Source organism: Streptomyces sp. NPDC058620, assembly GCF_042717135.1.
Lineage (GTDB): Bacteria > Actinomycetota > Actinomycetes > Streptomycetales > Streptomycetaceae > Streptomyces.
In genome coordinates, this window is sequence record NZ_JBHXQO010000002.1 from 327,032 (window position 1) to 338,474 (window position 11,443).

General features: G+C 69.8%; 7 protein-coding genes. 4 read left to right on the plus strand and 3 right to left on the minus strand.

All coding sequences use genetic code 11. The annotated features are described in order from the left end of the window. The first annotated feature begins 2 nt into the window (after window positions 1–2). From nuoL to recQ, 4 genes are all read left to right on the plus strand, one after another. Window positions 3–1,898, plus strand: a complete 1,896-nt coding sequence (gene nuoL, locus ACFWSK_RS03955) for an NADH-quinone oxidoreductase subunit L (protein ID WP_383781582.1) — start codon at window positions 3–5, stop codon at window positions 1,896–1,898. Window positions 1,899–1,902: 4 nt separating this feature from the next. Next, window positions 1,903–3,474: an NADH-quinone oxidoreductase subunit M gene (locus ACFWSK_RS03960; protein ID WP_383781586.1), complete on the plus strand. Its 1,572-nt coding sequence runs from the start codon at window positions 1,903–1,905 to the stop codon at window positions 3,472–3,474. Next, window positions 3,471–5,135 (plus strand): NADH-quinone oxidoreductase subunit NuoN, encoded by a 1,665-nt coding sequence (gene nuoN, locus ACFWSK_RS03965; RefSeq protein ID WP_383781588.1) that lies wholly within the window; start codon window positions 3,471–3,473, stop codon window positions 5,133–5,135. The genes ACFWSK_RS03960 and nuoN overlap by 4 nt, the downstream gene beginning before the upstream one ends. 153 nt (window positions 5,136–5,288) lie before the next feature. Next, window positions 5,289–7,298, plus strand: a complete 2,010-nt coding sequence (gene recQ, locus ACFWSK_RS03970) for a DNA helicase RecQ (protein ID WP_383781919.1) — start codon at window positions 5,289–5,291, stop codon at window positions 7,296–7,298. Between the two features lie 23 nt (window positions 7,299–7,321). Here the strand turns inward: recQ and ACFWSK_RS03975 are convergent, their stop codons facing one another. The 3 genes from ACFWSK_RS03975 to ACFWSK_RS03985 form a co-directional block, all read right to left on the minus strand. Continuing rightward, a complete protein-coding gene (locus ACFWSK_RS03975) occupies window positions 7,322–7,930 on the minus strand; it encodes a Uma2 family endonuclease (RefSeq protein ID WP_383781591.1) in 609 nt (202 codons plus the stop codon). Window positions 7,931–8,071: 141 nt separating this feature from the next. Then, window positions 8,072–9,301 (minus strand): fumarylacetoacetase, encoded by a 1,230-nt coding sequence (gene fahA, locus ACFWSK_RS03980; protein WP_383781593.1) that lies wholly within the window; start codon window positions 9,299–9,301, stop codon window positions 8,072–8,074. A 147-nt stretch (window positions 9,302–9,448) separates the two neighbouring features. After that, on the minus strand, window positions 9,449–11,443 hold the full coding sequence (locus ACFWSK_RS03985; protein WP_383781596.1) for a CocE/NonD family hydrolase: 1,995 nt from the start codon (window positions 11,441–11,443) through the stop codon (window positions 9,449–9,451).

Sequence of the window (11,443 nt, forward strand, 5' to 3'; positions counted from 1 at the left end):
TCGTGGAGAACCTGATTGCGCTGCTGGTCGCGGCGCCCCTGCTCGGAGCGGCGGTGCTGCTCTGCGGCGGCCGTCGGCTCGACCGGGCCGGCCACTGGATCGGCACCCTGCTCGCCGCCGCCTCGTTCGGCGTCGGTGTCGTGCTCTTCAGCGCCATGCTGGGGTACGAGACCGAGGCCCGGACGATGCGTCAGCATCTGTTCAGCTGGATTCCGGTCGAGGGCTTCCAGGCCGATGTCGCGTTCCAGCTCGACCAACTGTCGATGACGTTCGTTCTGCTGATCACCGGTGTGGGCACGCTGATCCACATCTACTCGATCGGCTACATGGAGCACGACGAACGCCGTCGCCGCTTCTTCGGCTATCTGAACCTCTTCCTCGCGGCGATGCTCCTGCTGGTCATCGCCGACAACTACCTGCTGCTGTACGTCGGGTGGGAGGGCGTCGGTCTGGCGTCGTACCTGCTCATCGGCTTCTGGCAGCACAAGCCCAGCGCGGCGACCGCCGCCAAGAAGGCGTTCCTGGTCAACCGCGTCGGCGACATGGGTCTGTCGATCGCGATCATGCTGATGTTCACCACCTTCGGCACCTTCGCCTTCGGTCCGGTGCTCGCGGCGACCGGCGAGACGAGCGAGGGCAAGCTGACGGCGATCGGCCTGATGCTCCTCCTGGCGGCCTGCGGCAAGTCGGCCCAGGTCCCGCTGCAGTCCTGGCTAGGTGACGCGATGGAGGGCCCGACCCCGGTCTCCGCCCTCATCCACGCCGCCACCATGGTCACCGCGGGTGTCTATCTGATCGTCAGGTCCGGCGCGATCTTCAACGCCGCTCCCGACGCCCAGCTGGCCGTGGTCGTCGTCGGCGCGGTCACGCTCCTGTTCGGTGCGATCGTCGGTTGCGCCAAGGACGACATCAAGAAGGCCCTCGCCGGGTCGACGATGTCGCAGATCGGCTACATGATCCTCGCCGCGGGCCTCGGCCCCATCGGCTACGTCTTCGCGATCATGCACCTGGTGACGCACGGATTCTTCAAGGCCGGGCTATTCCTCGGCGCCGGTTCGGTCATGCACGGCATGAACGACGAGGTCGACATGCGCAAGTACGGCGGCCTCCGGAAGTACATGCCGGTCACCTTCGTCACCTTCGGCCTCGGCTACCTCGCGATCATCGGCTTCCCCGGCCTCTCCGGCTTCTTCTCCAAGGACAAGATCATCGAGGCCGCCTTCGCGAAGGGCGGCACCGAGGGCTGGATCCTCGGCTCTGTCGCCCTGCTGGGCGCGGCGATCACCGCGTTCTACATGACGCGCGTGATGCTGATGACCTTCTTCGGCGAGAAGCGCTGGCAGCCCGACGCCGAGGGTCACGAGCCGCACCCGCACGAGTCCCCGAAGTCGATGACGATCCCGATGATCGTGCTGGCCTTCGGCTCGGTGTTCGCGGGCGGGTTCTTCTCGATCGGCGACCGCTTCACGCACTGGCTGGAGCCCGTCACCCAGTACGAGCACGGGCACGCCCCGATCAGCGCGGCCACCGTCACGGGCGCCACCATGGTGGTGCTGCTCATCGGCGTCGCCCTCGCCTGGGTGATGTACGGGCGCAGGCCCGTCCCGGTCGTCGCCCCGCGCGGTTCGCTGCTCACCCGGGCCGCCCGCCGCGATCTCCTCCAGGACGACTTCAACCACGTGGTCCTGGTCCGGGGCGGTGAGCACCTCACCCGCTCGCTCGTCTACGTCGACCACAGTCTGGTCGACGGCGTCGTCAACGGTACGGCCGCTTCGGTCGGCGGGCTCTCCGGCCGGCTGCGCAAGCTGCAGAACGGCTACGCCCGCACCTACGCGGTCTCGATGTTCGGCGGTACGGCGGTTCTCATCGCCGCGACCCTGCTGATGAGGGCGGTCTGATCACATGTCCTTTCCCCTCCTGACAGCGACGGCGGCGCTTCCGGCGATCGGAGCGATCGCCACCGCCGCCGTCCCGGCCGCGCGGCGCACCGCCGCCAAATGGCTGGCCCTGCTGTTCTCGCTCGGCACCCTCGTCCTGGCGGGCCTCGTGTTCGCCCGCTTCGAGCCCGGCGGCGACCGCTACCAGCTGACCGAATCGCACGCCTGGATCGCGGACTTCGGCGTGCGGTACGAGCTGGGTGTGGACGGCATCGGGGTGGCGCTCCTCGCGCTCACCGCGCTGCTGATCCCCTTCGTCATCCTGGCCGGCTGGCACGACGCCGACCCCCTGGAGACGAAGTCCTCCCGCTGGCGGCCCACCCAGGGCTTCTTCGCCCTGATCCTGATGGTCGAAGCGATGGTGATCCTCTCCTTCGAGGCCACCGACGTCTTCCTCTTCTACATCCTGTTCGAAGCCATGCTCATCCCGATGTACTTCCTCATCGGCGGCTTCGGGGACCGGGCGCACTCCGGTAGCGACGAGAACGCCGCGGCGCAGCGCTCGTACGCCGCGGTCAAGTTCCTCCTCTACAACCTGGCCGGCGGGCTCATCATGCTGGCCGCGGTGATCGGTCTGTACGTGGTCGCGGGGAGCTTCTCGCTCGCCGAGATCGCCGAGGCCCGGGCCAACGGTTCGCTGGAGATGGCGACCAGCACCGAGCGGTGGCTGTTCCTCGGGTTCTTCTTCGCCTTCGCGGTGAAGGCCCCGCTGTGGCCGCTGCACACCTGGCTGCCCAACGCCATGGGCGAGGCCACGGCGCCGGTCGCCGTGCTGATCACCGCGATCGTCGACAAGGTCGGTACCTTCGCGATGCTCCGCTTCTGCCTCCAGCTGTTCCCGGAGGCCAGCAAGTGGGCGACCCCGGTGATCATCGTGCTCGCGCTGATCTCCATCGTGTACGGGGCACTGCTCGCGGTCGGCCAGCGGGACATCAAGAGGCTGATCGCGTACGCCTCGATCTCGCACTTCGGCTTCATCGTCCTCGGCATCTTCGCGATGACGAGCCAGGGCCAGTCCGGCGCCACGCTCTACATGGTCAACCACGGGATCTCGACGGCCGCGCTGATGCTGGTCGCCGGGTTCCTGATCACGCGGCGCGGCTCCCGGCTCATCGCCGACTACGGCGGGGTGCAGAAGGTGGCACCGGTCCTGGCCGGGACCTTCCTGATCGGTGGTCTGGCCACGCTCTCCCTGCCGGGGCTGGCACCGTTCGTCAGTGAATTCCTGGTCCTGGTCGGCACGTTCAGCGTGTATCCGGCGGCGGGCGTCATCGCCACCTCCGGCATCGTGCTGGCCGCGCTCTACGTCCTGGTGCTCTACCAGCGGACGATGACGGGACCGGTCAGGGCCGAGGTCCGGGGCATGCCCGACCTCAAGGTCCGGGAGCTGGCGGTCGCCCTTCCGCTGATCGCGGTGCTGATCTTCCTCGGGGTGTTCCCGAAGCCGCTGACCGAGGTCGTCAACCCCGCGGTCCAGCACACCATGCAGGACGTACAGAAGCAGGACCCCCAGCCCGAGGTGGAGGCCGCCAAGTGAGCGCAACAGCTGTCCACGGCCTGTGGACAACGATGGGCGGGGTGACATCGGCCGCTCCGGGCGACACGTTCACGGCGCCGACCATCGAGTACGCCCAACTGGCGCCCGTCCTGATCGTCGTCGGCGCCGCCGTCCTCGGCGTGCTGGCGGAGGCGTTCGTCCCGCGCAGGGGCCGGTACCACACGCAGGTGTTCCTGACCGTCGTCGCGCTCGCCGCCGCCTTCGCCGCCGTCGTCGGCCTGGCGGCCGGCGGGTACGGCACGACCAAGGCCCACATCGCGGCGATGGGCGCCATCGCCGTGGACGGCCCCGCGCTGTTCCTGCAGGGCACCATTCTCCTGGTCTCCATGGTCGCCGTCTTCACCTTCGCGGAACGGCGCCTGGACCCGGGGACGCACGGAAACCGCGTCGACTCCTTCGCCGCGCAGGCCGGTTCCGTACCGGGCAGCGACAGCGAGAAGGCCGCGGTCCGGGCCGGATTCACCACGACCGAGGTCTTCCCGCTGGTGCTCTTCGCCGTCGCGGGCATGCTGGTCTTCCCGGCCGCCAACGATCTGCTGACGCTCTTCATCGCGCTGGAAGTCTTCTCCCTGCCGCTCTACCTCCTGTGCGCCGTCGCCCGCCGCAAGCGGCTGATGTCGCAGGAGGCCGCGGTGAAGTACTTCCTGCTCGGCGCCTTCTCCTCCGCGTTCCTGCTCTTCGGGATCGCGCTGCTCTACGGGTACGCGGGCTCCGTCTCGTACGCCACCATCGCCGGCGTGGTGGACGGCTCCGTCCAGGGCATCGACCCGGCGCTCGCCGACACCATGGGCAACGACGTGCTGCTGCTCATCGGCGGCGCGATGATCGTGACCGGTCTGCTCTTCAAGGTCGGTGCCGTCCCGTTCCACATGTGGACGCCGGACGTCTACCAGGGCGCCCCGACCCCGGTCACCGGATTCATGGCGGCGGCCACGAAGGTCGCCGCGTTCGGTGCGCTGCTGCGTCTGCTGTACGTGGTGCTGCCGGGCCTCGCCTGGGACTGGCGTCCGGTCATGTGGGCGGTGGCCATCGTCACGATGCTGGGCGGCGCGATCGTCGCGATCACCCAGACCGACATCAAGCGACTGCTCGCCTACTCGTCCATCGCGCACGCGGGCTTCATCCTCGCGGGTGTCATCGCCACCACGCCGCAGGGCATCTCCTCGGTCCTCTTCTACCTGGTCGCGTACTCCTTCGTGACGGTCGGCGCCTTCGCCGTCGTCACCCTGGTGCGCGACGCGGGCGGCGAGGCGACGCACCTGTCGAAGTGGGCCGGGCTCGGCCGCCGCTCGCCGCTGGTCGCCGCGGTCTTCGCGGTGTTCCTCCTGGCGTTCGCCGGCATCCCGCTCACCTCCGGCTTCTCCGGCAAGTTCGCCGTGTTCAAGGCGGCGGCGGAGGGCGGCGCGGGCGGCCTGGTCGTGGTCGGTGTGATCTCCTCGGCCATCGCCGCGTTCTTCTACATCCGGGTCATCGTCCTGATGTTCTTCAGCGAGCCGAAGGCGGACGGCCCCACGGTCGCCGTCCCGTCCCCGCTGACGATGACGACGATCGCGGTCGGAGTGGCCGTGACGCTGGTGCTGGGCCTGGCCCCGCAGTACTTCCTGGACCTGGCGAGCCAGGCCGGAGTGTTCGTGCGGTAGCCGCGGCGGTACTCACTGTCCTCCACGCCGGACGGGCTCGACTTCGAGCCCGTCCGGCGTTGTCGTAGGCGCCGCCTATCGTGGTGGGGGACGGGACAGGTCGGACAGCGCGGACCACGGGGGACAGAGCAGATGAGCGGGACGGGCGTGACCATGAGTGTGGCCGAGAGCGAAGCACAGCAGACGCTTCACCGGGTGTTCGGGTACGAGGCGTTCCGCGGCGAGCAGGGCGCCGTCATCGACCATGTGGTGGCGGGCGGCGACGCCGTCGTGCTCATGCCGACCGGTGGCGGCAAGTCCCTCTGCTACCAGATCCCGGCCCTGGTCAGGCCCGGCACCGGCATCGTGATCTCGCCGCTCATCGCCCTCATGCAGGACCAGGTGGACGCCCTGCGGGCGCTGGGCGTGCGGGCCGGCTTCGTCAACTCCACGCAGGACTTCGACGAGCGCCGCTCGATGGAGTCCCAGTTCCTCGCGGGCGAGCTCGACCTGCTCTACCTCGCCCCCGAGCGGCTGCGACTGGACTCCACCCTCGCGCTGCTCGCCCGCGGCGAGATCTCCGTCTTCGCCATCGACGAGGCGCACTGCGTGGCCCAGTGGGGCCACGACTTCCGCCCCGACTACCTGGCCCTGTCCGTGCTGGGCGAGCGCTGGCCCGACGTACCCCGCATCGCACTGACCGCGACCGCGACGGACGCCACGCACCAGGAGATCACCCAGCGCCTGGGGATGCCGGACGCCAAGCACTTCGTGGCGAGCTTCGACCGGCCCAACATCCAGTACCGCGTCGTGCCCAAGGCCGACCCGAAGAAGCAACTGCTCACCTTCCTCAAGGAGGAGCACGCCGGGGACGCGGGCATCGTCTACTGCCTCTCGCGCAACTCCACCGAGAAGACCGCCGAGTACCTCTGCCGCAACGGCATCGAGGCCGTGCCGTACCACGCGGGCCTGGACTCCGGCACGCGCGCCCTGCACCAGTCGCGCTTCCTCCGCGAGGAGGGCCTGGTCGTCGTCGCGACCATCGCCTTCGGCATGGGCATCGACAAACCCGACGTCCGTTTCGTCGCCCACCTCGACCTGCCCAAGTCGGTCGAGGGGTACTACCAGGAGACCGGCCGCGCCGGGCGGGACGGCGCGCCCTCCACGGCCTGGATGGCGTACGGGCTCCAGGACGTCGTCCAGCAGCGCAAGCTGATCCAGGGTGGCGAGGGCGACGAGGCGTTCCGGCGCCGCGCGGCCTCCCACCTGGACTCCATGCTGGCCCTGTGCGAGACCGTCCAGTGCCGCCGCGCCCAGCTCCTGACGTACTTCGGCCAGGAGCCCGGGGCGGAGACCTGTGGCAACTGCGACACCTGCCTCACCCCGCCCGAGACCTGGGACGGCACGGTCGTCGCGCAGAAACTGCTGTCCACGGTGGTGCGGCTGAAGCGGGAGCGCGGCCAGAAGTTCGGCGCGGGCCAGATCATCGACATCCTGCTCGGCCGGAAGACCGCGAAGATCATCCAGTTCGACCACGACCAGCTCTCGGTCTTCGGCATCGGCGAGGAGCTGGCCGAGGCCGAATGGCGGGGCGTCGTGCGCCAGCTGCTGGCCCAGGGCCTCCTGGCGGTCGAGGGCGAGTACGGCACGCTGGTGCTCACCGACGACAGTGCCTCCGTCCTCGGACGTGAGCGCGAGGTGCTGCTGCGCAAGGAGCCGAAGAAGCCCACGTCCCGGTCCGCGTCCTCCGCGAAGGGCGAGCGCAAGGGGAAGGCCGCCGTCGCCGACCTCCCGGAGTCGGCCGTCCCGGTCTTCGAGGCGCTGCGCGCCTGGCGGGGCGCCCAGGCGAAGGAGCTGGGACTCCCGGCGTACGTGATCTTCCACGACGCCACGCTGCGGGAGATCGCCGCGCTGCGTCCCGGTTCGCGGGACGAGCTGGGCGGGATCAGCGGCCTGGGCGAGAAGAAGCTGGCGACGTACGGCGACGGGGTGCTGGAGGTCCTGGCGACGTTCGGTGCGGCCGAACCCACGCCGCTGCCGCAGCAGGCAGCGGGCGCGGCCGTCGCGGCGGAGAAGGCGCAGCCGGCGGCCGGGGAACCGGCAGCCGCGCCTGCGGCCCGGGTGACGGTCCCGGCCCCGGACCCGGAGTTCGGCTGGGACGAGGAACCGCCCGAGTACGAGTGAGCCGTCGCCTCGGGCGGAGGGTCCTACCGGGGGTCCGCCGCCCGGCGGCGCGGGGTGATGGCGGTGAGGTCGAGATCGACGGGGAAGGGGACGGACACCTTCATCCGGTCGTGGAAGATCCCTGTCGAGGTGTACGCACCGGTGGCGGGCTCCAGCTCGAAGACGTAGACCACGGCCCGCCCGTCGTGGTTCTCCACCCGCCAGAAGTGCGGGATCTTCGCCCGGGCGTACTTCACGGGCTTGGTCTCCCGGTCCCGTGACAGGGATTCCGGGGAGACGACCTCGATTGCCAGTTGCACGGACTCGGCGAGGAACCGGGTCTGGTTGGGGTCCGGGACGACATCGCTGTCGAAGACGATCACATCGGGCTCGGGCCGGTTGTAGCTGTCGATGTCGATGGTGAATTCGCGCACGACCTGCAGATCCGGCGGCGCCAGAGACCGCAGCTGCCAGGTGAAGAAGTCCACTGCCCATGAATGGAAGAAAGTCTGCGGACTCACGAAAACAAGGCTCCCGTCGATCAGCTCCGTGTGCGGAGGCAGATTCGGGAGTGTGTCCAGGTCATCGGCGGTCCAGCCGCCCACGGGCGGAACCGCCCACCGCGGCTCGGGCGCCTCGGGTTCGATGCTCATCAGTGCTCCCATACGAAGGAGTCTCGCGGGTCCGTCCAGCGTATCCGCCGATAAGCCGTTCGGAACCGCGCGAACAGGTGAACCCATCGGTGCCGTTGACGGCCGCTCTCCGTCGAGGGGGGCGGCCGTCAACACGTGGCATCAGGCTGACGGAACGATCCGCCCCGTCACCTCGCCGAGGCCCACGCGCGTGCCGTGCGGTCCCGGGGCCCACGCGGTCAGGGTGACCGTGTCGCCGTCCTCCAGGAACGTGCGCTTGCCGTCGGGGAGTTCCAGCGGGTCGCGGCCGTTCCAGGTGAGCTCCAGGAGGGAGCCGCGCTGGGCCGGCTCGGCGCCGCTGACGGTGCCGGAGCCGTACAGGTCGCCGGTACGCAGCGAGGCGCCGTTCACCGTCATCTGGGCGAGCTGCTGGGCCGCGGTCCAGTACATGGACGCGAACGGCGGCTCGGAGACGAGGTGGCCGTTGATCGCGACCGAGATCCGCAGATCGATGCCGCCGTGCTCCTCCTCGTCCGCGTCGTCCAGGTAGGGAAGCAGCGGGAAGTCGCGCCGGGGCGGCTGCGTACGGGCCGCGTCCAGCGCCTCCAGCGGGGTCACCCACGCCGAGACGGACGTGGCGAAGGACTTGCCGAGGAACGGGCCGAGCGGCACGTACTCCCACGCCTGGATGTCGCGCGCCGACCAGTCGTTGAGCAGGCAGAGCCCGAAGACGTGCTCGCGGAAGTCGCCGAGGGGCACCGCGGTGCCCTGCTCGGAGGGGACACCCACGACGAAACCGACCTCGGCCTCGATGTCCAGCTTCACGGACGGGCCGAAGACCGGCGCCGGGTCTGAAGGGGCCTTGCGCTGGCCCGAGGGGCGCACCACATCCGTGCCCGACACGACGACCGTGCCGGCCCGCCCGTGGTAACCGATGGGCAGGTGCTTCCAGTTGGGGGTCAGCGCGTCGCCGTCGGGCCGGAAGATCTTGCCGACGTTGGTGGCGTGGTGCTCGCTGGCGTAGAAGTCGACGTAGTCCGCGACCTCGTACGGCAGGTGGAGCGTCACGGAGTCGACCGGGTGCAGCAGGGGCTCGATGTCCGCGCGGTGCGCCGGGACCGTCACCCAGGCCGTCAGTGCCCGTCGCACGTCGCGCCAGGCGGTGCGGCCGGCCGCGAGCAGCGGCATCAGGCTGGGCTGTGCGAGCAGTTGTGCGTAGGGAGAGCCGAGCGCGTGGGCCGCTGCTCCGGCGTCCAGCACGTGGTTGCCGATGCGGACACCGACCCTGCGGTGGCCGGCGTGGTCGGGGGTGGAGAACACACCGTACGGAAGGTTGTGCGGACCGAAGGGGTCGCCCTCGGCCAGATCGAGCGGGCTGCTCTGCTCGGGCATGTGTTGCTGCCTCGCTTTCCAGGTCTCTTGAGGGACACGTTACGTCGGTGTTGCCACCCAGCGGCAGTGTCTCAACTATCCCTAATGCCCCGAAAGTTCCGTGGGATTCCCGGAAAACCGGGAACCCCACGGCCGAACATGTCCGGATCAGCCCGCGGTGCGCGGAATGCGCTTCTCCCAGGTCCGGTGGAAGACGACCTCGCCGCCGTCCTTGCAGATCACTTCGTTCGAGGTGATGAAGTCCTGGGCGTCCGCGCCGATCTCCGAACGGGTCTCGATCCGTACGTCCCAGGCGATCTCGGGCCGGTGCAGCCGGATCGTCCAGTCCGAGCGGGTGCGGGCCGAGAGCGGGTCCTGCTCCTGGATCGTGTACGTCTCCACCGCGTCCTCGGTGAATTCGAGCCCGTCCGGGTAGACACGGGTGCCCCCGTAGCGCGGGTCGACCTCCATGCGCCACTCGCCCTTGGCGACGTCCCGGACCACCAGGCGCTCCGGACGCTGCTCGTCGAGCGTCGCCGGGGACACGACGCCGAGCGCTTCCGACTGCTCCGGTTCGCCGAAGGAGATGGCGTGGTCCTCGGTGTGGCGGCGCACCGGAAGCTCGACGAAGCTGCCGTCCGCGTCCAGGGTGAAGCCCGCCGAACCGGCCTGCGGCCAGATCCACGGCCAGTACGAGGACGAGACCGCGAGCCTGATCCGGTGGCCGCGCGGGAAGGTGTGCCCGATGCCGTTCAGCTCGAAGTTCGCGTCCTCCGTCGCGCCGATCGGCCAGTCGTCGGACCGGTCGCGGCCGTGCCGCGCGGAGAGGTTGAGGGCTCCGCGGGTGACCAGGGTGGAGGAGCCGTCGGGCGCGATGTCGCAGAGCCGGGCGATGACCTGGCCGCGCGGCACCTCCATCCGGATGTGGAGCTTCACCTTCGGGCGGCCCAGGATCTCGATGGGGGCGTCCTCGACGGGGAACTCGAACGAGACCGACTTGGCGTCCTCGTCGCGCTGGTCTGGTGGCAGGTCGCCGTCGTTGCCGAAGGGGAAGAAGCGGCCGGCGTCCAGCCCGGTCTGCTGCGGTGACCGGACGATCTGCGGACCGCCCTGGAGGGCGTACACGACGGGGACGACGTTCTCCGACGGCCAGGCCGCGTCTCCGACCCAGCGGCCTGGCAGCGTCTCGTAGACCGTGGCGGGCCGGTGCGAACCGCTGATCCAGGACCGCAGCAGGGGCTCGTTCATCACCCCGTTGTCCGCGCCCTTGAGGTGGTGGTCCCACCAGCGCAGCGTCTCCTGGAGGAAGCCGATGCCGGGCCCCGGGGGCAGCCCGCGGTCCGGGTACTGGTGCGACCACGGGCCGATCAGCCCGCGCACCTTCGCCGCGTCCAGGTGCTCGACCAGCCGCAGCACGGTGTCGCGGTACGGGTCGTGCCAGCCGCCCACCGCGAGCACGGACGCCTTGATGGCGCCGTAGTCCTCGCAGACGCTGCCGTGCTTCCAGTACGCGTCGCGGGTCTGGTGCTCCAGCCAGGTGTGGATGAACGGCTCGACCGCCTCCAGCCGGTTCAGCCACATCTCCTTCCACACGTCCCCGACCTGCGCCGGGTCCGGCGGCCGGGAGACGAAGGCCAGCATGGTGGCCGCCCAGGCGTGCATGTCGACGGCGAGCACCGAGCCGCCCATGTAGTGGACGTCGTTGTCGTAGCGGTCGTCCGTCGAGCAGACCGTGACGACGGCCTTCAGCGGCTCGGGGGCGAGCGCGGCGAGCTGGAGCGAGTTGAAGCCGCCCCAGGAGATGCCGAACATGCCCACGCTGCCCGAGCACCACTCCTGCTGGGCGAGCCAGTGGATGACGGCGACGCCGTCGGCCAGTTCCGTCGCGTCGTACTCGTCGCCCGGCATGCCCTCGCTGTTGCCGTGGCCGCGCACGTCGACCCGTACGGAGGCGTAGCCGTGTCCCGCGTACCAGGGGTGGCGCTGCCAGTCGCGCGGAGCCGTCCAGTCGCTGAGCCGGTAGGGGAGGTACTCCAGCAGTGCCGGTACGGGGTCCTCGGTGACCGGCCGCCAGATCCGGGCGTACAGCCGCGTGCCGTCCGGCAGCGGGATGTACAGGTCCTCGCGGGTCGTCTCGTACGGGAATTCAGTGCGGATGCGCAT

Excerpts from the sequence above, each read along its gene's own strand:
- ACFWSK_RS03960 (WP_383781586.1), top strand. The coding sequence starts at position 1,903 with ATGTCCTTTCCCCTCCTGACAGCGACGGCGGCGCTTCCGGCGATCGGA.
- recQ (WP_383781919.1), top strand. The coding sequence starts at position 5,289 with ATGAGTGTGGCCGAGAGCGAAGCACAGCAGACGCTTCACCGGGTGTTC.
- ACFWSK_RS03975 (WP_383781591.1), bottom strand. The coding sequence starts at position 7,930 with ATGAGCATCGAACCCGAGGCGCCCGAGCCGCGGTGGGCGGTTCCGCCC.
- fahA (WP_383781593.1), bottom strand. The coding sequence starts at position 9,301 with ATGCCCGAGCAGAGCAGCCCGCTCGATCTGGCCGAGGGCGACCCCTTC.
- ACFWSK_RS03985 (WP_383781596.1), bottom strand. The coding sequence starts at position 11,443 with ATGCGCATCCGCACTGAATTCCCGTACGAGACGACCCGCGAGGACCTG.